Source organism: Microbulbifer epialgicus, from assembly GCF_041447265.1.
In the GTDB taxonomy this organism is placed as follows: Bacteria; Pseudomonadota; Gammaproteobacteria; order Pseudomonadales; family Cellvibrionaceae; genus Microbulbifer; species Microbulbifer epialgicus.
The window spans coordinates 1-22,377 of record NZ_JBGMEK010000069.1 but is presented as its reverse complement, the minus strand read 5'-3'; the positions used below and the strand labels follow the sequence as shown (position 1 = coordinate 22,377).

The 22,377-nt window shown below is 52.0% G+C and carries 17 protein-coding genes; 4 read left to right on the top strand and 13 right to left on the bottom strand.

Annotated elements, in window-relative coordinates; translation table 11 throughout:
• Nucleotides 1–312 precede the first annotated feature (312 nt).
• From prpF to ACCI49_RS19425, 5 genes are all read right to left on the bottom strand, one after another.
• A complete protein-coding gene (gene prpF, locus ACCI49_RS19445; protein WP_371840831.1) occupies nt 313–1,491 on the bottom strand; it encodes a 2-methylaconitate cis-trans isomerase PrpF in 1,179 nt (392 codons plus the stop codon).
• Between the two features lie 3 nt (nt 1,492–1,494).
• Nucleotides 1,495–4,092 (bottom strand): Fe/S-dependent 2-methylisocitrate dehydratase AcnD, encoded by a 2,598-nt coding sequence (gene acnD / locus ACCI49_RS19440; RefSeq protein WP_371840830.1) that lies wholly within the window; start codon nt 4,090–4,092, stop codon nt 1,495–1,497.
• A gap of 126 nt (nt 4,093–4,218) precedes the next feature.
• The gene (gene prpC / locus ACCI49_RS19435; RefSeq protein WP_371840828.1) at nt 4,219–5,346 is read right to left on the bottom strand and encodes a bifunctional 2-methylcitrate synthase/citrate synthase; all 1,128 of its coding nucleotides are present in this window, start codon (nt 5,344–5,346) and stop codon (nt 4,219–4,221) included.
• Nucleotides 5,347–5,430: 84 nt separating this feature from the next.
• Complete coding sequence (gene prpB, locus ACCI49_RS19430; RefSeq protein WP_371840826.1) at nt 5,431–6,309, bottom strand: methylisocitrate lyase; 879 nt, start codon at nt 6,307–6,309, stop codon at nt 5,431–5,433.
• Nucleotides 6,310–6,312: 3 nt separating this feature from the next.
• The gene (locus ACCI49_RS19425) at nt 6,313–6,978 is read right to left on the bottom strand and encodes a GntR family transcriptional regulator (RefSeq protein ID WP_371840824.1); all 666 of its coding nucleotides are present in this window, start codon (nt 6,976–6,978) and stop codon (nt 6,313–6,315) included.
• Between the two features lie 318 nt (nt 6,979–7,296).
• Here ACCI49_RS19425 and ACCI49_RS19420 point away from each other — a divergent pair, with 318 nt between their 5' ends.
• Nucleotides 7,297–7,821 carry a DUF2062 domain-containing protein gene (locus ACCI49_RS19420; RefSeq protein WP_371840823.1) on the top strand — a complete coding sequence of 175 codons (525 nt, stop codon included), beginning with the start codon at nt 7,297–7,299 and terminating at the stop codon, nt 7,819–7,821.
• Here the strand turns inward: ACCI49_RS19420 and ACCI49_RS19415 are convergent.
• From ACCI49_RS19415 to ACCI49_RS19390, 6 genes are all read right to left on the bottom strand, one after another.
• Entirely contained in the window at nt 7,814–8,227 is a 414-nt protein-coding gene (locus ACCI49_RS19415; RefSeq protein WP_371840821.1) for a hypothetical protein, read from the bottom strand. The two genes, ACCI49_RS19420 and ACCI49_RS19415, sit on opposite strands and share 8 nt — an antisense overlap.
• A 12-nt stretch (nt 8,228–8,239) precedes the next feature.
• On the bottom strand, nt 8,240–9,499 hold the full coding sequence (locus ACCI49_RS19410) for a lipoprotein-releasing ABC transporter permease subunit (protein ID WP_371840820.1): 1,260 nt from the start codon (nt 9,497–9,499) through the stop codon (nt 8,240–8,242).
• Nucleotides 9,492–10,244: a lipoprotein-releasing ABC transporter ATP-binding protein LolD gene (gene lolD, locus ACCI49_RS19405; protein ID WP_371840819.1), complete on the bottom strand. Its 753-nt coding sequence runs from the start codon at nt 10,242–10,244 to the stop codon at nt 9,492–9,494. Before lolD ends, ACCI49_RS19410 begins: the two co-directional genes overlap by 8 nt.
• Before the next feature lie 74 nt (nt 10,245–10,318).
• Nucleotides 10,319–11,560: a lipoprotein-releasing ABC transporter permease subunit gene (locus ACCI49_RS19400; protein ID WP_371840817.1), complete on the bottom strand. Its 1,242-nt coding sequence runs from the start codon at nt 11,558–11,560 to the stop codon at nt 10,319–10,321.
• A gap of 51 nt (nt 11,561–11,611) precedes the next feature.
• Nucleotides 11,612–13,246, bottom strand: coding sequence for an alpha/beta hydrolase (locus ACCI49_RS19395; protein WP_371840816.1), 1,635 nt, complete (start codon nt 13,244–13,246; stop codon nt 11,612–11,614).
• 268 nt (nt 13,247–13,514) lie between these two features.
• On the bottom strand, nt 13,515–15,149 hold the full coding sequence (locus ACCI49_RS19390; RefSeq protein ID WP_371840815.1) for an alpha/beta hydrolase: 1,635 nt from the start codon (nt 15,147–15,149) through the stop codon (nt 13,515–13,517).
• A gap of 176 nt (nt 15,150–15,325) precedes the next feature.
• On the opposite strand from ACCI49_RS19390, the gene ACCI49_RS19385 reads away from it, so the two are divergent.
• Both ACCI49_RS19385 and asnS read left to right on the top strand, forming a co-directional pair.
• Complete coding sequence (locus ACCI49_RS19385; protein WP_371840814.1) at nt 15,326–15,622, top strand: hypothetical protein; 297 nt, start codon at nt 15,326–15,328, stop codon at nt 15,620–15,622.
• A gap of 518 nt (nt 15,623–16,140) precedes the next feature.
• Nucleotides 16,141–17,547, top strand: a complete 1,407-nt coding sequence (asnS, locus tag ACCI49_RS19380) for an asparagine--tRNA ligase (RefSeq protein ID WP_371840812.1) — start codon at nt 16,141–16,143, stop codon at nt 17,545–17,547.
• Between the two features lie 50 nt (nt 17,548–17,597).
• On the opposite strand, the gene ACCI49_RS19375 is transcribed toward asnS, so the two are convergent.
• The gene (locus ACCI49_RS19375; RefSeq protein WP_371840811.1) at nt 17,598–19,559 is read right to left on the bottom strand and encodes a GMC family oxidoreductase; all 1,962 of its coding nucleotides are present in this window, start codon (nt 19,557–19,559) and stop codon (nt 17,598–17,600) included.
• Nucleotides 19,560–20,790: 1,231 nt separating this feature from the next.
• Between ACCI49_RS19375 and ACCI49_RS19370 the strand changes: the two genes are divergently transcribed.
• Nucleotides 20,791–21,033, top strand: a complete 243-nt coding sequence (locus ACCI49_RS19370) for a hypothetical protein (protein WP_371840810.1) — start codon at nt 20,791–20,793, stop codon at nt 21,031–21,033.
• A gap of 356 nt (nt 21,034–21,389) precedes the next feature.
• Here ACCI49_RS19370 and ACCI49_RS19365 read toward each other — a convergent pair whose 3' ends face one another.
• Nucleotides 21,390–22,364 (bottom strand): IS5 family transposase, encoded by a 975-nt coding sequence (locus ACCI49_RS19365; protein WP_371840809.1) that lies wholly within the window; start codon nt 22,362–22,364, stop codon nt 21,390–21,392.
• Between the last annotated feature and the right edge of the window lie 13 nt (nt 22,365–22,377).

Sequence of the window (22,377 nt, the reverse complement as noted above, 5' to 3'; positions counted from 1 at the left end):
TCGAACCTAGGTGTAACATGAGCCACCTCACTCGTAACAGGCAAAGCCAGTCACTCATGACCACGTCCGTAGGACGTGGGTTTCTACGTTAAACTAAAGGGAAGAAAAGAATACACTGAGCTCGGGACCGTAAGAGGCATGGATGCCGATTACGAGCTTACAGGGAAGTATTAACAGCGAGTCTCGAGAGCAGTGTATTCTTTCCTTCTGACCCAGTAGTATGTATTGAATAAGCAAGGAAAAACTGTGGTGTAAGAAAAATAAGGAGAACGGGAACCTTTGAAGTTCCCGTCAAGGCAAAGCCATGCGGGCTTAGAAGCTATCCCCAGGCACCCTCACCCACCCTTCCATCAGGATTCGGGCACTGCGGCTCATAATGGCTTTAGTTGCGGTCCATTGACCATTCACCTCTTTTGCCTCCGCGCCAACACGTAGGTTGCCAGAAGGATGGCCAAAGCAGACGGAACCGCGCTCACCACCACCAGCGGCAAGATTCACCAAAGTACCAGGAATAGCCGCAGCTGTGCCGATGGCTACCGCTGCCGTACCCATCATGGCATGGTGCAGTTTGCCCATTGAGAGCGCTCGCACAACCAAATCAATATTGGTCGCACACACTTCCTTGCCACTGGAAGCAATGTAATCCTGTGGCTTGGCTACAAAAGCAATCTTCGGAGTATGTTGCCGGGCAGCAGCCTCTTCGAGAGAGGAAATCAGCCCCATCTTCACAGCCCCATGAGCGCGGATAGTCTCGAACATGGCGAGCGCTTTGCTATTCCCATTAATCGCATCCTGCAGCTCAGTTCCGGTATAGCCAATAGCTTCTGCATTCACGAAGATCGTGGGGATGCCGGCATTAATCATAGTGGCCTTAAGCACACCGACACCTGGAACTTCCAGATCATCAACTAGATTGCCGGTGGGGAACATGGCACCCTCGCCATCGGCCGGATCCATAAACTCAATTTCCACTTCGGCTGCCGGAAAAGTAACGCCATCCAGCTCAAAGTCTCCAGTTTCCTGCACTTCACCATTGGTCATCGGTACATGGGCAACAATGGTCTTGCCAATATTGGCCTGCCAGATACGCACGGTGCAGATACCATTTTCTGGCACTCTGGACGGCTCGACAAAGCCGCTATTGATCGCAAAGGCACCCACGGCAGCAGTGAGATTGCCGCAGTTACCGGTCCAGTCAACAAACGGCTTATCGATGGAAACCTGGCCAAACAGGTAGTTCACATCGTGATCGGCTTTATTGCTGGACGACAAAATTACCGTTTTGCTGGTGCTTGAAGTAGCGCCACCCATACCATCGGTTTGCTTACCGTAGGGGTCCGGACTGCCAATCACGCGGAGCAGCAAGTTATCACGGGCATGCCCGGGTACTTGGGCAACTTCGGGCAGATCTTGCAAGCGGAAGAAAACACCCTTGCTGGTTCCCCCGCGCATATAAGTCGCGGGGATTTTTACTTGAGGAGCAAACTTCATAACTCAGGCCGTCGCTTCTGCTTCGAGGAAGTCTTTAGCAAAGCGCTGCAAAACACCCCCAGCCTCATAAATGGAAACTTCTTCTGCGGTATCCAGGCGACATGTAACAGGAGCCTCAATCGTCTCACCATTAGCGCGGTGGATAAGCAAGGTCAGCGTGGCATGGGGAGTACGCTCACCGATCACATCGAATTTTTCAGTACCGTCGATACCCAGAGTTTCACGGGTAGTACCCGGCTTAAACTCCAGCGGCAATACACCCATACCTATTAGATTGGTGCGATGAATTCGCTCGAAGCCTTCGGCCACAATCGCTTCCACACCGGCAAGACGCACACCTTTCGCAGCCCAGTCACGAGAAGAGCCCTGCCCGTAATCAGCGCCTGCAATGATAATGAGCGGCTGCTTGCGATCCATATAGGTCTCTATGGCTTCCCACATACGGGTAACCTGCCCTTCCGGCTCGACACGAGCCAGGGAGCCCTGGCGAATCTCGCCGTTATCATCGCGCACCATTTCGTTAAGCAACTTCGGGTTGGCAAAAGTTGCACGCTGGGCAGTGAGGTGGTCGCCACGGTGAGTTGCGTAGGAGTTAAAGTCCTCCTCAGGCAGGCCCATTTTCGCCAGATATTCACCGGCAGCACTGCTGGCCAGAATAGCATTGGAGGGAGACAAGTGGTCGGTGGTGATATTGTCACCCAGCACCGCCAGCGGGCGCATGCCCTTCAATCCGCGCTCGCCTGCCAGGGCACCTTCCCAATAAGGGGGGCGGCGGATATAGGTGCTCATCGGGCGCCAGTCATAGAGTGCATGGCCCTGCTCTTCTGCGGCATCCCGCTCTTCGAACATGGGGATATACACGTCGCGGAACTGCTGCGGCTTCACGCTCTGACGCACGATCGCATCAATCTCTTCGTCGCTGGGCCAGATGTCTTTCAGGGTAATCGGGTTGCCATCGGCATCGTATCCCAGCGCATCTTTTTCGATATCGAAACGGATGGTGCCGGCAATAGCGTAGGCAACGACCAGCGGCGGTGAAGCCAGGAAAGCCTGCTTGGCATAGGGGTGGATACGACCATCGAAGTTGCGGTTGCCAGAAAGCACAGCTGTGGAATACAGATCGCGATCGATCACCTCCTGCTGGATTTTTGGGTCCAGAGCACCGCTCATACCGTTACAGGTGGTGCAGGCGAAAGCCACTACACCGAAGCCCATCTGCTCCAGATCCGGTAGCAGATCGGCTTCTTCCAGATACATTTTTACCGTTTTGGAGCCAGGTGCCAGGGAGGACTTCACCCAGGGTTTCCGTGTCAGACCGAGCTTGTTTGCATTGCGGGCAATCAGGCCTGCGGCAATCATATTGCGCGGGTTACTGGTATTGGTGCAGCTGGTAATAGCGGCAATAATCACAGCACCATCAGGCATCTCACCGGCTTTCTCTTCCCAGGCTTTGGCAATACCTCGATTAGCCAGCTCCGAGGCCGGCAGTAGCGCGTGGGGGTTGGAAGGGCCTGCAAGGTTGCGGCCGACAGTAGTGAGATCGAACTTCAAGACGCGTTCATATTCGGCATCCTTCAAGGTATCGGACCAGAGGCCGGCTTCCTTGGCAAACTTCTCTACCAGAGCCACCTGCTCATCATCGCGGCCGGTGAGTTTGAGGTAGTCGATGGTTTGCTCATCGATAGAGAACATGGCCGCAGTCGCTCCATATTCCGGAGTCATATTGGAAATAGTGGCGCGATCCCCCAGGGTCAGGTTGGAAGCCCCTTCGCCGTAGAACTCCAGGTAGGCACCGACAACACGCTCGCGGCGCAGGAATTCAGTGAGAGCCAATACCAAATCGGTACCGGTAATACCCGGCTGCAATTTCCCTGTGAGCTCCACTCCAACAATATTCGGCAGACGCATATAAGAGGCGCGGCCAAGCATCACACTCTCAGCTTCCAGACCGCCCACACCCACAGAAATCACACCCAATGCATCTACCATCGGCGTGTGGCTATCAGTGCCGACACAGGTATCCGGGAAAGCTACGCCTTCGCACACCTGCACCACCGGAGACATTTTCTCCAGATTGATCTGGTGCATGATGCCGTTGCCGGGGGGAATCACATCGACGTTTTCAAATGCGGTTTTGGTCCAGTTGATAAAGTGGAAGCGATCTTCGTTACGGCGCTCTTCAACCGCACGGTTTTTTTCAAAAGCATCCTTCTCAAAACCGGGATGCTCTACCGCGAGAGAGTGGTCCACAATCAACTGGGTGGGAACAACTGGATTTACCTTGGCGGGATCACCGCCTTTATCGGCAATAGCATCGCGCAGACCGGCGAGGTCTACCAGTGCGGTTTGACCGAGAATATCGTGGCACACCACCCGGGCTGGAAACCATGGGAAGTCCAGTTCGCGCTTGCGTTCGATAATCTGTTTCAGGGAGTCGGTCAGTTTTTCCGGCTCGCAGCGACGCACCAGGTTTTCCGCCAGAATACGTGAGGTATACGGCAGTTTGGCATAGGCTCCGGGCTGGATCGCGTCAACGGCGGCGCGGGTATCGAAAAAATCGAGGTCCGTACCGGGCAGTGATTTGCGGTAATCAGTATTCATAGCAGGTAAATCAGTCGAATCTTTTTTTAAAATCGTGTCTCTTCTGAGAATGGCTTCAGGCCACCAATCACTGGTAACCTGAAACCTGCACACTGGGTGTGCATCACTTCAATAATGAAATGAAAATTAACCACGCTCGGCGATTGGAGTGACTGTACGAGGCTCAACACCTACGTACTCTGCACTCGGGCGAATAATGCGGTTGTCAGCGCGCTGCTCAAATACATGTGCAGCCCAGCCAGTAACGCGGGACATTACAAAAATCGGTGTGAACAACTTTGTGGGAATCCCCATAAAGTGATACGCGGAAGCGTGGAAGAAGTCTGCATTGCAGAATAACTTTTTCTCGCGCCACATCACTTCTTCGCAACGGACTGATACTGGATAAAGCACAGTATCACCCACATCTTCAGCCAGCTTTTCAGACCAGGCCTTGATGATCACATTGCGCGGATCGGACTCGCGATAAATAGCATGCCCAAAGCCCATAATTTTTTCTTTACGCTCCAGCATTCCCAGCAGTTCTTTTTCTGCTTCGTCTGGATTGGCGAAACGCTCGATCATTTCCATCGCCGCTTCATTAGCACCACCGTGCAAGGGCCCGCGCAGGGTACCGATCGCTCCAGTAATACAGCTAAACAGGTCAGACAGAGTGGATGCACAAACACGCGCGGTAAAAGTAGATGCGTTGAACTCGTGCTCTGCATACAGGATCAGGGAAACGTTCATGACCTGCTCATGCAGTGCGTTAGGTTTTTCGCCACGCAGCATATGCAGGAAGTGACCGCCGATGCTGTCATCATCGGTTTCAGTTTCAATACGCACATTGTCGTGGGTGAAACGGTACCAGTAGCAGATTATGGATGGGAAAGCGGCCAACAGGCGGTTGGCTTTTTCCAATTGCTGGGCGAAGGATTCTTCACCTTCCAGGTTGCCCAACATGGAACAGCCGGTACGCATGACATCCATCGGGTGGGCATCAGAGGGGATACGCTCCAGCACTTCTTTCAGGGCCTGAGGTAAGCCGCGCATGCTTTTTAACTTCGCCTTGTACTCAGCAAGCTGACCACTAGTAGGTAACTCTCCGTAGAAAATCAGGTAAGCCACTTCTTCAAACTGACAGTGCTCAGCCAGATCTTTGATATCGTAACCACGGTAAGTCAGGCCGGAACCGGATTTGCCCACCGTAGACAGTGCAGTTTTACCCGCAACCTGGCCGCGCAGACCAGCACCACCTAATGCTTTCTCTACCATCTTCTTTTCTCCCCTTTTTTAAAACGCAGTTTCTGTATTCGTTGAGTGAATATCGGACCGGCATTCACTCGATGAGAAAACCCGTTACTTCTTAAACAGCTCGTCCAGCTTCTGCTCAAACACGTGATAGTTAAGGTAATCGTACAGCTGCTCACGGGTCTGCATGGTGTCTACAACCGCTTTCTGGTCGCCATTTTGCAGAATACTGGTGTATACGTTTTCCGCTGCATGATTCATGGCGCGAAACGCCGACAGCGGATACAGTACGATATCTGCACCGGCGTCACCCAACTCTTTGGTGTTATACAGTTCGGTTTTACCAAACTCGGTGATATTCGCCAGAATCGGCACATTCAATGCATCTTTAAAGGCTCGATAATGCTCTAATTCTGTTACCGCTTCAGCAAAGATACCGTCGGCACCAGCCTCTATACAGGCCTGAGCACGCTCGATGGCGGCATCCAGTCCTTCCTGGGCAAAAGCATCGGTACGGGCCATGATAAAGAAGTCATCATCGGTACGGGCATCTACCGCAGCCTTGATGCGATCCACCATTTCCTGTTTGGAGACGATCTCTTTATTCGGGCGATGGCCACAGCGTTTTTGTGCAACCTGGTCTTCAATGTGTACTGCACCTGCGCTTGCACGGATCATCTCTTTAATGGTGCGGGCGATATTGAAAGCACCACCCCAGCCAGTATCTATATCCACCAACAGCGGCAGCTCACTGGCAGCGGTAATACGGCGCACGTCCTCGAGCACATTATCGAGGCTGGTCATGCCCAAATCTGGCAGGCCGTAGGAGGCGTTGGCAACGCCGGCACCGGAAAGGTAAATCGCCTTGTGGCCAATACGTTCGGCCATGATCGCAGAATAGGCATTGATGGTACCTACTACCTGCAACGGTGAATTTTCTGCGAGTGCGGTGCGGAAACGCGCGCCGGCGGAAGGCTTTTGGCTCATACTCTACCTCAGTTTATTTTCAATGTTCTGCCTGGAAGCGCGGATATGCCGGCGCATTAATAACTCTGCCAGCTCCCCATCCCCCGCTTCTATGGCTTCGATAATATGGCTGTGTTCGCGAAACGCACGCTGGGCCCTGGGACTGGCCATACCCAACTGATAGCGATACATACGAACACGGTAATAAAGACGATTACATAGAGTGTCGATCAACAACTCATTCTTGGAGGCCTGAACAATACGGAAATGAAAATCGAAATCCCCTTCCGGCTGGAAATAGGCCTTGCCAGCCTGCAGCTCCTCCTGCTGTTCGTGGCCCGCGAGCATTTTACGCAAAGCTACTAAGTCCTCTTCACTGCGCGCTTTGGCAGCCAGTCTGCACGCCATCCCTTCCAGGGCCTCACGCACTTCGTAGAGCTCAAGCAGGCCGCGCTCACTCAGCTCGACTACTCGTGCGCCCACATTTACCCTGCGCTCCAGCAAGCCCAGAGACTCCAGGCGCATCAAAGCTTCGCGTAAACTTCCGCGACTGGCATTGAAGCGGCGGGCAAGCTCGGGCTCGCTGATTTTGCTGCCTGCGGCAATACAACCCTCAACGATTTCACCACGCAATGTTAAAAAGAGACGCTCGGCCAAGCTCAAATGAGCCTCCAGTACCGGACTGTTCATAGCGATGGCGCTTATGCCACTCCTGAATTGTCGACAATCTTAAAAGCCCCCAGACCATAAAGCACTCGGCTTCTGGCGTCAACCAAAGCCAGCCCTGAAGATTGTTGACAATATGTGGCGCCTAATGACTTTACAGGCAGTGGTAGTCTTGCCTCAACGAAGTGGGCATAATAGCGCCCGCGCCAGATACAGCGTGCTCCACTGACGGAGGCGCTCTATGCTTATCTGGGAAAGGGAAAAAATCCCGACGAAAGAGTTTCCAAGCCCGGTACAGCGCTCATTGACAAAGCTGCCAGCACCCAGGTTTCAGACAGAGTTATGCCGAAGAGTATTATCAGGCGATGGCTGCCAAGCCCCGAAGAAATCCGAGCCAAAAATGGGCTCAAGTTTCTGGGGACTCTTCTCCACGACCCAAACTTATTCCACTTGAACCGTCATTCGGTTTCAGTCGCCTTCGCGGTCGGCGTGTTCACCAGCTTCCTACCCCTGCCCGGACAGATGATTATTGCTGCGCTTCTGGCCCTATGGCTGCGCTGCAACCTGCCGCTATCGATCATTCTGGTTTGGATCAGCAACCCTCTCACCATGCCGGCCATTTTCTACAGCACCTATAAACTGGGCGCCTGGATCTTGGGCACGCCGCCGGTGGACTTCAACATTGAATTGTCCTGGGAGTGGCTAACAGATGAAGTTGGAAAGATCTGGTTGCCGCTGTTTTTCGGCTCGCTGCTAGCAGGAGTTTTCTTCGGTACAGTAGCCTACTTTTCTATGCGCGCCTTGTGGCGCTGGCATGTGGTGAAACGCTGGAAACTGCGCCTGGAAAGGCGCTCTGCAGTTAGTTAATTTCCCGCAGGAGGAAGCGTTTGATGCCCCACAAAGACAGTGCCCCTGCAGCAATTGCCAGGAGCGCGGGCAGGTAATATTCCGTAGCAATGCCTAATCCCAGGGCGGCAAGAGTACCAGCCAGGAAGGCAATTGATGTTGCCTTTGCACGATCTCCAGAAGCGGAAATGGCCACGGCCAATACAACCACCAGAGCAGAAAGCATGGCGCCCAGGCATACCAGCCAGAGCGGATGTACCTCCCATCCCTCGGCATAACAAACGGAACCTTCCCGCATGTCTGCGGGACAGAAAGTGTTCACCCGCCATGCATCAAACCATAAAGTGCCCAACAATACTGCTATCCATGCAGTGATCGCCACGGGCACCGGCATCATTTTGCGCAATACCCGGGCAGCCTTGCTCACACTTCTACCCCTTTACTCATTGCGCAGTGCTGCTGCAGGCTGAACTCGACTGGCCTGGAGGGCTGGATAAAGCGTAGCCAGCAAGCTGAGCAAGAAGCCGGCACCTACAACCAAAGCCACATCGCCCCAGGAAAGCTCCGAGGGCAGGTAATCCACCGGATAGACGTCAGACTTGAGAAATTGGATGCCAAAGACGGACTCAAGGCCAGCTACTAGATCTGTCACTGAGAGCGAACCCAACACCCCAAGCACACCGCCAACAACGGCGCCCACCAAGCCAACCAGCGCCCCTTGACTGACAAAAGTAAGGAGTATCTGGCGAGTGCTGGCACCCATAGTACGCATGATGGCAATATCTGTATGCTTGTCGATCACTACCATGACCAAAGTGGATACCACATTGAAGGCGGCAATAGCGATTATCAGCAGTACTAACAGCCCCACCAGATTGCGCGACATCTGGATCGCCTGGTAAAGATTTCCGTGAGTACGGCTCCAATCTGTGCCGTAGAAGCCCTCTCGGGGCAGCTCCTGCAGCAGGCGGCGCATAATCCAATTGGCCTCCAACATCTCGGTAACGCGTAACTGTATGCCCGCGCCACCTTTATTGCCCGCAAGCGCCTTGGCCTGGTTCCAGGAGACCAGAGCCAGCGTCTGGTCAAGGGCAGTGCCGGAGTGAAAAACCTCCACCACCCTAAAGCCCGCCACACGGGCGGCGCGGCGGCCACCAGAAGCTGCGTCATTGTTAGGCACAATCAGGGAAAGGTAATCGCCCTGCTCCACCCCCAACTTCGCGGCGATGCCGCGACCCAGCACCACACCGGGCTCAACCGCATCGAGCATTGCGGGGAAGGCCTCGGGACTAAGGAATTCGCTGATATTCGAGACTTCAACAATCGTATCAGGGTTAACGCCCTGAACCAGAAGCGGCGTCACCTCTGCGCCACGCCGTGCCAATGCATTTACCTGCCACACCTCAGCCGCAGACAATACTTGAGCATCGGCAGCCAGCTTTTTTCGCATAGCTGCCCAATCCACTTCGGAGCTCGCGTTGTAAATGGTTGCATGGGGCATGATGCCGAGAATCCTCTCGCGCAGCTCACGATCGAAACCGTTCATTACCGACATCACCACAATCATCAGAGCGACGCCGAGAATCAGGCCGATCATCGACAGGCCTGAGATAAAGGAAACCAGGCCGGCGGAGTCATCGCTACGCCGCTGAGCGCCCGCATAGCGCAGGCCAATAAATGCGGGGAGCGGCTTAAACATGGTCACCCTGATGCCAATCGCTGAGAAGTTCGCCATCTATCAAGTGCAGACAGCGGTCCAGTGCTGCAGCAAGATCCGGGTCATGAGTCACGATCACGAAACTGATACCCATACCCCGATTGAGTTGATCCATTAATTTATGAATTTCCTGGGCCGTCGCCCTGTCCAGGTTACCGGTAGGCTCATCCATTAATACGCAAGCCGGACGGGTAACCAGCGCCCGTGCGATAGCCACGCGCTGGCGCTCACCACCGGAAAGCTGCGAAGGCTTATGGCCGATTCGCTCACCTAGACCCACCGCCTCCAACATAGCTTTTGCCTCGGCACGGGCATCCGCCACACTGCGCTTACCAATCAGCAGTGGCATTGCCACATTTTCCAGGGCAGTGAATTCATTGAGCAGATGGTGAAATTGGTAGACAAAACCAAGACTACTATTGCGCAGCCAGCCACGCTCATTGGCATTCAAGTCCGCCAGATTCTGGCCTGCCACCCACACTTCGCCAGAGCTTGGCGTATCCAGGCCCCCCAACAGATTGAGCAGCGTGGATTTACCGGAACCGGAGGCGCCAACAATTGCCAGCTTCTCGCCACGCTTTACTTCCAGCTCAACACCTCGCAATACCGCAAGGTCCCTGCCTCCCTGCCGATAGCTCTTGCACAGCTGACGGCAGGCCAGCACGGCATCATTGGTATCCGGTGCCGGACGAGCTTGCTCAGTATCTATTTCCACTCGGCTATTCATCAATCTATTCGTCGTCTCTCAATTTGTATAAATCGCATCAATAATCAATGTTAATTAATGGACTTGTAACATGTTTATTCATAACGCAAGGCTTCCGCGGGCTCAATCTGGGCGGCGCGCCAAGCTGGAAAAAGGGTTGCCAGAAGGCTCATGCAAATAGCCGCGGAAAGCACCACTACGGCATCACCTGCGCGGAATTCCGATGGCAGATAACTGACAAAAAAGACCCGCGGATCAAATATTTTGGCCCCCAGCAGGTTCTCAGCCCAGCTAACCATCTCTGTCAGATTAAGCGCAACCAGTATTCCAAGTACCGCGCCACTAATGGCCCCGATAAAACCAATTGCACTGCCCTGCACCACAAACACCGCCATAATCTGCCGGGAGGTGAGACCCAGGGTCCTGAGCACTGCAATATCAGAGCGCTTATCTGCCACCATCAGCACCAGGGCCGATACGATATTAAAAGCAGCGACGGCGACGATAATCATCAGCATCAGGGTAACTACCGTCTTTTCCATCTTCACGGCCTGGAACAGGTTGCCATGGGAGTGACTCCAATCCTCACCGCTATAACCTTCGCCCAACTCACTGGCATAGAGGGGAACCCTGCCCAAGGCGTTGTCCATATCGTCGAAGCGCAGCTGCAGGCCCTGAACTTTGCCCGGCATACGTATGAGACGGGCCGCATCCTCAATATTTATCAGGGCAATATTTTGATCCACCTGGGCACCGGCGGAAAATACACCAGCCACGGTGAAACGTTTGGTTCGTGGGAATATGCCGGCGGGGGTTACCGTGACCTGCGGCAGTGTGAGTATCACAGATTCACCGGGCATTACATTCAGCTGCTGGGCAAGGATACGGCCAAGCACAATATGATAACTGCGCGGCTTCAATTCATCCAAGCTGCCCATAATCATCTTGTCGCCCACTTGGGAGACATTGCGCAGGGCAGCCGGCTCCACTCCCTGAAACTGCACACCGTGGCTGTCGCCATAGGCACTCACCAGGGCAAACCCCTTTACGAAGGGGCTGGCTGCCTCAACATGAGGCTGCTGCTCGAGCTTTTCCGCCACGCCCTGCCAGTCCTGCAGACCACCTTCACGCTCAACGAGACCGTGGGGAACCACACTGAGAATCCGTGTTTTAAGCTCACGATCAAAGCCATTCATTACAGAAGTCACAACGATCAGCGCAAGAACGCCCAACGCCATGCCCACCAGAGAGAAGCCATTAATAAAGGAAATAAACTGCTGTCGACGCCGGGCAGCCACATATCTCAGGCCGATATATAGGGGTACAGGTTTTAACATAGGGCCGATTTAAACGGAAAAGAGCCAAGAAATCCAAGTATTTACACAACTTCAAGGTGTAGAACGAGTTTTTAGTTCCATCCGCAGACGCGTCAGTTCCGCCTCACTCCAGTCAGGGGGCTCGGTCAGGGCTATCCAGGCGAGCGTGTATCCCAGCGATGAGTAGCGGTGCCCAAAACCCCGCGGAGTTACTCCCACATTAAAGTCCGCGATCAACTGCAGCATGGTAACAACGGGAAACCATTGCAGGTCCGGGGATACATCAGGTCCTCTAGGGTATTCCAGCCAGTCTGGCTTGCGAAACATCCAGCGTAAATCAAAGAAGACTATCGGATCACTGGCGTGCTGGAGGAAAGCGATACGGAACTTTCCCCAGGGTTCTTGCCCCAAATAGCCGCCAAATTGATTACCAAAGCGCACCACCTCTCCCCCCTTGAATTGAGGTAACCAGGCAGGCGTGCCTGGATCTCGATTATCGGTAATCATCTGCCATAGCCCCATACTGAAGGGCGGGGCGGCCCAGAGTGCACCATCAATGGGGTCATCGATAATATCGTAGAATTCGAACGAGTCTTCGGAAAGCTGTGCACCCAAACTAAACCCAAAGAGATAAAGCCTTGGGCGCGTACTGACAGGCAAGTCTACCCAGTAATCGTAAATCACCTTAAACAGAGAGCGAGCCGACGTCCGGATATATTTATCATCCGTCAGCAACGCGATTGGGCTCGGTAGATAAGAATACTGAGCCGCTACGGTAGCTACATCGCCTCGATACAGAAACTCCAAGGAGTCCACCGCACCTAGAACGACCGCACCATCCCCGACTGGCGTAGCGATCAGTAATATTTCCCGCTCAAATGCCCTGAGCCGCCTCAACTCCTCAAGTGCTAAGAGTGCACGCTGTTGGGGAGTATCGGCAGATCTCAACCCCACATAGACTCTAATCGGGTCTATTCCCTCTCCTGCAATTTCTTTGATATCTTCGGCAGTAGGTCCGAGCGTCAGAAATCGGCGCCCCTGGTGCCCCACGCTTTCCCAGGACAACAGCGAGTCTGCCCCACCCGTCTTATTGGGGTTTTTCGGAGGCGGCAAGTCCTCGGCAATAACCTCATCCAGTTGCTCATAGACGATTGAAATTGCGTGCAGACCTAACCGCAGCAATACCCCGTTCAATATGCTCCAGTAAAGCAATAGCGCCACCAATAGCCCAGCGATCATTGCCACCCGCTCAGGAATCCTTTTCGCTAGTGGGGCCGACACCACAAGAACGACCTTATGGAACCCTCTACCTATCAATCTTAAGAATAGAAATACAATTAGCGCCACAACCCCAATGGTGATGAGACCAGCCCCTGATACCGCTGGCATACCCATCAATGTACGCACCGAGTTCTGCCAGTAAGTACCTTGCCAGAGAAACCCGAAAATTAAAAAGGTGCCTGAAATAATTACCCAGCGCTTCACTACTTGTCGCTGCCGATTATTTAGTGGAATATCGGGAATTTCCAAATATTTCCACAAAAGGCGAATAAGTACGCCAAAAGAATACCCAAGGGTAAAAGACACACCGGAAAGAATGCCTTGAACATAAGCACTACGTGGAATCAGCGAAGGGGTTAAACTCAGAGCAAAAAAAATCGCGCCCAGAAACAGGCCAGAAACTGAAAAAGCGGCTATTGTTCGCATCCATGCTTGCCTGCGGGACCAAGCCTAACGTCAGCCTAGCATAGCCCACCCCAGATCAACCTCTGGCTTTCCTCAACAAAAGGCAGATAACATCCATGTAAGGCAAAGAAAAGAGTGGACTCTCGTAGCCATGTAATTCATATGAGAAAACACCTTATGTTTTTCTCATGCATAATAAGAACATCACATTTGCTACTGCAGTATTCACATGCCATCCTGGGCTCCTCCATTGGAAAATAAGCCAAGCTACCCAGGCAATTGCACATTCTCAACGCACAGGATAAATTTTCAACTTCTCCCGTAGGCGCTGCAATTCTTCCTCATCCCAGTCGGGCGGTTCGGTCAGAGCCATCCAGGCAAGAATGTAGCCGGCTGGCGAGTAACGATGACCAAATTCCAGCGGTGCAATTCCCACATTCAAGTCCGCCACGAGTTGAAGCATGGTGACAACTGGAAACCAGCGCAAATCCGGAGAGACATCCGGGCCCCTTGGCCGCTCCAACCAGTCAGGCTTGCGAAACATCCATCGCAGGTTGAAAAAAACTATCGGGTCGCTAGCATGTTGTAAAAAAGCAATACGAAATCGACCCCACGGCTCCTGCCCTAAATAACCCCCGTATTGGTTACCGAAGCGCACTACCTCACCCCCTTTAAACTGAGGCAACCAAGCGGGAGTTCCCGGATCGCGATTATCAGTGATAACCTGCCAGATGCCGGAGCCAAATGGTGGCCCAGCCCAAAGAGCACCATCGAAAGGGTCGTCGATAATGTCGTAAAAATCGAAAGAGTCCTCGGACAGCTGAGCGCCGAGGCTCAGGCCGAAAAGGTAGAGCCTGGGGCGGGTTCGGGTGGGAAGGTTCTCCCAGTACTCATAGATCACTTTAAAAAGCGCCCTGGCCGAAGTCAGGCCGTACTCATCATCGGTAAGCAGTGCCACTGGGCTCGGTAGATAAGAGTACTGGGCCACGACCGTAGCCACATCCCCCCGATAAAGAAATTCGAGGGAGTTTACCGCACCTGGATCAATCCACCCCGCTCCGGTCGGGGTTGCAATCAATAGTATCTCTCGCTCAAAGGCTTTGACACGTTTCAGTTCCGCCAATGCCAGGTAGGCGCGCTGTATTGGGGTCTCCGCTGCATTCAATCCCACAAAGACCCGGATTGGCTCAATCCCCTGCCCGGCCACCTCCTTGATATCTTCTACCGAGGGACCGAGTGTGAGGAAGCGTCGCCCCTGGTGCCCGACACTGTCCCAAGAGAGTAACGATCTCGCCCCACCAGTTTTTTCCGGATCTTTTGGGGGCGACAATCCCTCGGCAACTGCCGTGTCGTGCCGCTCAGAAATCACCGCAAAGATATGCAACCCTGTATTCAGGAGCACACCATTTAAAATCCCCCAATAGAGTGCCAGTGCCACCAGCAGTCCGGTAAGTAAGGCCACACGTTCCGGTATGTGCATCTCCAGACGTTTTGTGACCTCACGAATAATTCGCCGGAACCCTTTGCCTATAGCCCAGAGAGAGAGAAACACCAGCAGGGCTACAAATCCGACAGTGAAAGGGCGAACCCCCGATACTGGCGGCATCGCCATCAGAGAGCGTATAGAGTTCTGCCAATGAGCTCCCTGCCAAAGAAAGCCTACAACCAAACAGATACAGAAGATCAGGGCACCGCGCTTTAACATACGGCGCTGCCATTTAGTAACCGGTATATCTGGGATCTCGAGGTAATTCCACAACCAGTGGATAAACACACCAACGATATAACCGCATGTGAAAGCGGTTCCCGCGAGTATCCCCTGCATATAGGCACTGCGGGGAATCAAGGAAGGAGTTAGGGACAGCGCAAAAAATGTCGCGCCCACAAGCAGGCCAAGAACTGAGAAGATTTTTGTAAGTCGCATCCTTGCCTGCTCGCAGGACCAAACCTACCCGTCAGCCTAGCACACCCTGTCTAACCCTATTTATTCAATCCACGCATCCGCTGGCATTGAAAAACGTGAAGAAGTCGAAGTGTTTTGGCATTTTTTCTGTTTTAATGGGGGTGGCGTATTCGAACACAAAAACCGGAGAACAATAAATGTTCAGCAGAAATCGCAACGGAGTAGCCCAAATTGTTGGTACCGTAGCACTGCTTCTTGCTTTCGGAGCCCAGGCAAAACCCCTGGAGATCCCCCCGGGTTCCCAAGCTGGCGAGCTGTCCTTTGAAGAAGTTCGCGGGATGAAAAAAAATGATGTAACCACGAAACTGGGGGAACCCTTAAGCATCAAGGGCCCAATTGGTGAGCCGGCAATCACCCGCTGGGAATACACCGATTTTTACGTCTTTTTCGAGCAGGATACCGTTCTGCATACGGTGGTTAAGCCGCGTGGCTAAAGCCCTATCCCCGCAGTGATTGCCAGGCCGGACCTCCAGCCTGGTTTTCCCGCCCTCTCCGCCTCCTTCAGCTCAAATCCTCGACACCATCAATAGCAAAGCTACAAAGGAGAACTCGCCGCACTATCGCACCGTACATATTTTCCACCTCAATGCCCGAGATTGGGCCCAGGCTGAGTCTCGGGGCGTATCTCCCAGTAATCTCATCATGGTTCACGGCCAACACAACTGGCTGGGCTGGTTGACGCCATTGACCCAGCGGTTTAATTGAGCCGCTGGCTGCATCGCCCTTACTAATGAGGAAATGGGGAAGTTTTTACGGCTAGTGGCTGTGGGCACGCAATCGGGATCCGCTGGTAGGCCCAGCCCTGTTGTATCAAAGTCACAATCGCCAAGGGGCTGGATTTCCCCTCGGCAACAGGTCAATATGCCCGCCGTAACTTCACCTTGGTGGGTCGTTCAGCTTTAGGCAAGTTGCCAACTCTCCACCTTCAGGACCAGCGAGAAACCGATAGAAAATGACAGTAAAAGTCGAATCCATAGATAGCCTATTAAAGTCCAGCGGCCGAGAGGGCGAAGAAGTTCGCGTGCAGGGCTGGATCAGAACCCGCCGTGACTCCAAAGCCGGCCTCTCATTTCTAGCCGTACATGACGGTAGCTGCTTTGACCCGATCCAGGTGGTCGCCGAGAATAATCTCCACAATTATCAGTCGGAAGTGCAGCGACTAACTACCGGCTGCGCGGTGGATATTGTCGGCACTATCAAGCCTTCCGAAGGCAAGGGACAGTCTATCGAGCTGTTAGCATCCCAAGTGGAAGTGGTTGGCTGGGTGGAAGACCCGGACACTTATCCTATGTCCCCCAAACGGCACACCATGGAGCACTTACGTGAGCATGCGCACCTGCGCCCGCGCACCAATGTAAGCGGTGCCGTGGCCCGTGTACGCAACTGTATCGCCCAGGCAATTCACCGCTTCTACCACGAAAACGGCTTCCTGTATGTGCACAGCCCGATCCTCACCGCCTCAGACTGTGAAGGTGCCGGTGAGATGTTCCGTGTGAGCACCCTGGATCTGGAAAACCTGCCACGTAACGAGCAAGGTGCTATCGACTACAGCAAGGACTTCTTTGGCGAAGAGAGCTTTCTTACTGTATCCGGCCAGCTGAACGTGGAAAGCTATTGTCTGGCCATGTCCAAGGTATACACCTTCGGCCCGACCTTCCGCGCAGAAAACTCCAACACCACTCGCCACCTGGCAGAGTTCTGGATGGTGGAACCGGAAGTGGCCTTTGCCGACCTTGCAGATGTCGCCGACCTCTCCGAGCAGATGCTGAAGTATGTATTCAAAGCGGTACTGGAAGAGCGCGCCGACGATATGGCCTTCTTCGCCCAACGTATCGATAAGGAGGCGATCAGCCGCCTGGAGAACATCATCGACAATGATTTCGCCCGCATCAACTACTCTGAGGCGATTGAAATCCTGGAAAACTGCAAAGAGAAGTTCGAATTCCCGGTATCCTGGGGAATCGACCTGGCCTCTGAGCACGAGCGCTACCTGGCTGAGAAGCACTTCAAGAAGCCAGTGATCGTGATGAACTACCCGAAGGATATCAAAGCCTTCTATATGCGCATGAACGACGATGGCAAGACTGTTGCCGCTATGGACGTTCTTGCGCCGGGGATCGGCGAGATTATCGGAGGAGCCCAACGCGAAGAGCGCCTGGAGAAGCTCGACGAGCGCATGGATGAGATGAACGTACCCAAGGATCACCTGGATTGGTACCGCGATCTGCGCCGCTACGGCACAGTGCCCCATGCGGGCTTCGGTCTCGGCTTTGACCGCATCGTGTCCTACGTGACCGGAATGGGCAACATCCGCGATGTAATCCCCTTCCCGCGCACACCGAAGAACATTTCGTTCTGATCAAAAAAGCCCCGCATTGCGGGGCTTTTTCATTTCGAGCCAAAGGTAAATCAGACAGCCTGGCCCGTCGCCGTTGCGATAATGTCGTCGCTGGCCTTTTCGCTGATCATATACACCGGTACCACAATAAAGAAACCCGGAATCCTTGGGAATACTGAAGCGTCCACCACCCGAAGGTTGTTGGTGCCATGTACCCGGAACTTACTATCGACTACCGCCATGGGATCGCTGGCAGGCCCCATCTTGTTGGAACAGGAGGCGTGATGACCCCAGGCCTGGTTTTTAACAAAATCCCCGATTTGCTGATCTGATTGTATCTCCGCACCGGGTAGCAGCTCTCTTGAGACACCTTTGCTCACAAGTGGGCCCGACATAATGTCGCGGGAGATCTTCACCCCTTCAACCACCGCCTGTAGATCTTCCCCCAGAGCATCATTCCCCTCACCGAAATAGTGGAAATTAATATCCGGTGTGTCCCGTGGATCAGCAGAATGCAGAGTTACCCGGCCAGCTGTATTATTGGTATGTCCTTTCAAGACGATCCATGAGAATCGATCTTTGTAGTTTCTTAGTGCCTCAGAGTACCCTGGAAAGTATCCGTGAAAGTCTGTAGGCACACCAAAGATGAACAGGTCGGGATCTTCCAGGTCCGGCTTCGAACGTTTCACCAGGGAGGGAACCGGGCCATTACCGCTATAAGGCCCCTTGTTAAACCAGCCATAGCGATACCGGTTCAGACAGGGATCTCCATCGGCACCCCAAGTGCAATCTTTCAGTAACGCCAGATCCTCAGTCATCTCACTGACAATACCCACCTCATAGCGGTCTTGCAGGTTCTCACCTACGCCTGGCAGATCTACGACCGGATCAATCCCATGGTCTCGCAGCTCGTGTGCAGGGCCGACTCCAGAAAGCTTCAAGAGTTGCGGACTGTTAAAAGCCCCTCCAGATAAAATGACCTCTCTGGTTGCCCGCACCTGCCGCAATATGCCAGCGGTTCCACTCTCATCATAATAGGGGTCCGCTTTGTAGAGGCTCGCCCCTTCCAGAAACTCAACCCCAACCGCCGTGTTACCCTCAAATAATACCCGTGTGGCCAGCGCATTAGTGCGAATATGCAGTAGGTTGGGATAGATAGCCTGGGTATCCAACAAATGCTCACGCACGCCGCTTCGCCTGCTCTTGCTATCAGCCGCCATTGGCGCAATGAATGGCCCCTCCAGCCCGCTGGCAACGTCCCAGTGGTTGATATCCAGATTCATATTACCCGTAATAATTTGGTCGATCGCCCCCTCTAAACCGTATTTGGCTAATGCTGCTTTAACAATTTTAAGAATCGCAGGATCTTCCAACAGCAACGCTGGATTGCCCCGATTTGTGGGTAACCAACCATCAAACCCGTGGCGCGAGGGATTTGAAAAGATTGGGCGAGATACATACTGGCAGCGCTCAAGGCGCTGGAAATAACGCCGCATATTCCAGCTTTCCCAAGAGCTATCGCCCGTACTTTGGGCAATGCGGTCAAAATCATTATTGTGGGGATAGACGGTGATCAGTGCATGATGAGTAGTACAACCGCCGATCGTGGCAGCCCTGGGATAAAGAACCCCCTTCCCGGGCACATATTTGCTATCCAGCTTTTGCTGGTCGAAGTCCGCATAGTGCTTGACAAAAAAATCCCAACTTAATTTGCGATCCTCTGATGCAAAGGGATGCCATGCGGGAATATTATGCGTATCGTCACTGGGATCATTAGCCCCTGCTTCCAACACCAATACCCTAAAGCCCGCCCTAGCCAGGTTAGCGGCTAATGGACCTCCTCCAGCCCCAGAACCCACTATGACATAGTCGTATTCATCATAAAATTGTGTCGAATTACCAGTAAAAGCGGAGCTTAGTCCAGTGGCTACTGCACCCGCCCCCAACCCAGCCTGTAGGGCCCGTTTAGCAAAAGTTCGACGGCTAACACCTTCAACTGACTTCTTTTTATCGGGTGATTTTTTACTATCCATACTTATTATCCATGCTTGTATTACAGGGCCTTATTAAAGGCCCTATCGGAATTCAAAACTCACAATCTGAAAGCACACAAAAAATCAGGCTCCCCCTCCAGCCCACCCTTCATTTATTTCAAAGTAATTCAAACATCCAGGAATTGGAAACACATCTCAAAATAATTCTCTAGCCCTGGAAGAAATATGTCCTTTATGGATTAAAAGAAAGTAGTCATAAGAACCAAAACGTTAAACGCCTCACATTCATTTATCAGGGAGAATAAAATAGTAAGGGAACACTTACCCAAGGCAGGATTTATCGTACTTTAGTGCAGAGCCATGTCAATGGCCGAATCGACACCTGTCAATTGACATGAGTATTTGATTAAATTAATTCAACCAGTGCGCAGCGCCAACTGATTTAACTAAACTAATTGTAGGAGAAGAACTTTCATATTTTTAGAAAACACTAAAGTGTTGTAAAGTATCGATTCGCCACTCTTGTAAAATTTTAAAATATTGTAACTAAAAAACACCGTCCATGCTGCAACAAACCTTATACAGTGATTACGATTTAAATCATACGATGGGACGAGCCAGTAAAAATATTTTTGAGGTACTTGCCAGCAAAAAAAGAGATATTGCAAACTCTGGTGTTTAGCCAATCCGATCAAACGGCGCTCTGGCCAGTCGTTAACACTGTCTCTCCATATTTTAATTTAATCCAGTAATGGTCTTCAGCAATTAGCCAAAGCCCCGTACTTTATCCATTTTTTTCTATGCACATACCCAGCATAAACTAGGTGCAGCATACTCTCACGGCAGGCCGACCCTTGCATGCCAGAGTATGTACCGTAACGTTTTCGGGCGCTGCCCAGAAACCCATGGCAGCATCACTAATGACTAGTTCTGACGAATTCATGCCAGGCTGTTATGATCACATGACTATTACCTAATCGCCGCTCCCTGATAAGACTCCATAAAGGTAAATAACTCGGCCCTAAGGTCTGCCGGAGCAGCTCCCGTGCACTTCGGAAGAGCAGTTCTGCCAGCGGGTCATCAATCCCCAGTCGACCTAAAATTTCAAAAACGGTATTCTTGCTCATAGTGGTGTATTTATTGGTTGCTTGGGCGACAATAAATCAACCAGTAGCGCCGCTTATTTAAACCATCAAAGAGCAAGTTCGGTTATAACTCGTTTTAACTTATCACCATCATATTAATAGCATTTAATAATGAGGATACCTACATGTACATCTTAAATACTAGTGACGGCCAACATACACAAATAGGCACATCTAATGGAAATCGACAAGATGAGAATGATGGAACATTCTGGATAACAGGCTGGAGTGATGCTACTCGCGCCGCTGTAGCAGTAGGCGGATCTTATCTGCTTAGTGATGAACATGGGGGTAATTTTCGGTCAGTCGCAGTTGTAGAAATTGGTGGTGCAGGTACAGGCGGAATACGATTTGAGCTAAATACCTGAAGGAAGTAAAATATTTAATCACCGGCATTTAGTAGCTCAGACTTGATCTGACAGCTAGCAGTTTTTCAGAAGTTGCTTCGTCAAGTCAAGTTCAGTTTTCGAATTCTCCCGTCCAGATCCGTTGGAAGCCCTTCCTTTTACTAAAAAGAGGGAAGGAAAGAATACACTACGCTCGGGACCGTATGAGATATGGATGCCGATTACGAGCTTACAGGGATATATTTAGTCGGCCCTGAAAAAAGCCAAACACTCACCTCCAGTACGGGACGGCATGGGTTTACGGGATGATTCTCACCAAATTCAACTCTCAAGGCGCATGTAAAAGAGCCATATCGTTAACGAGCGTGGATTTGAGGCTAAAAAAATAGGGAAAAGTGCCTTTTTAGGGCGCAAAAAAATGCCTTCAGCGCCTTAACCATCCATTTCCTCAAATTCCAGGCGCACGCGGCCATGAGAAGGTTGATCGCATCACCCACTGTGCCTTTAAGGAAGTTTCTTGACAGTCGAAAATTAGATTTGAGATGACCAATTAGCGGCTCAATCGCCGCTCGACGCCGACATTTTTTCCGTTTCTTTTCCCGCTGGTAGCGGTTGTCCCTTTTCAATGCAGGCTTGGGTAAAACTATTTCTGCACCTTCAGCCATTTTCTTTCCCCGATAGCCCCGATCACATATGGCCTCTTCAATCTTGGACTCTCTGACTTCGTTCGCTTTGCTGATCACCTCATCTAAGGTCTTGCTATCGTGAATGTTTTCTGGATGACTCACAGCGCTTAGAATAATGCCGTCTTTCGCAGTAGAGACAATGGGGGCTTTGCTGCCATATTCATACGGCTTATGGTCTTTGCCTTTGGCAATACAGTACACCTGTGGTTCGTGTAAGCTGTAGATTTTGTCTTTATCATTTTTCTGTTGTTTCAAGACACGCTCATACAGCGCAAAATCATCCTGAAAAATGTGCAAAAGGCTCTCAGGTAATTTTCTTCTCAACTCCCGCAACAGAATTCCCGCGATGGTTCGCAGGCGTTTTACCGCTTTTTTTGCGCTCGAACGCTTCTTGACGTGACGAAAGAAACGTAGTTTAAGTCCCATTTCTTTTACTTCTTTGGCATAGGTCCGGCGCTGCTGAATGCCATTATTCTTCGCGAGCTTATTCAAGCGGTTAATAATTTTTATCGCCAACTTGCCATCCGTTGGGTAGGTAATAAACTTTTCTTGTACCGTGGTATCGACGTTTACGGTCTTCTCTTCAATGGCATCGTCATGGAGCTGTACCGACATCTTGAAAATTTTTTCAACACCGATCTCGCCAATTCGGCTGCGAAAATGCACCAGCTCTGTGGGA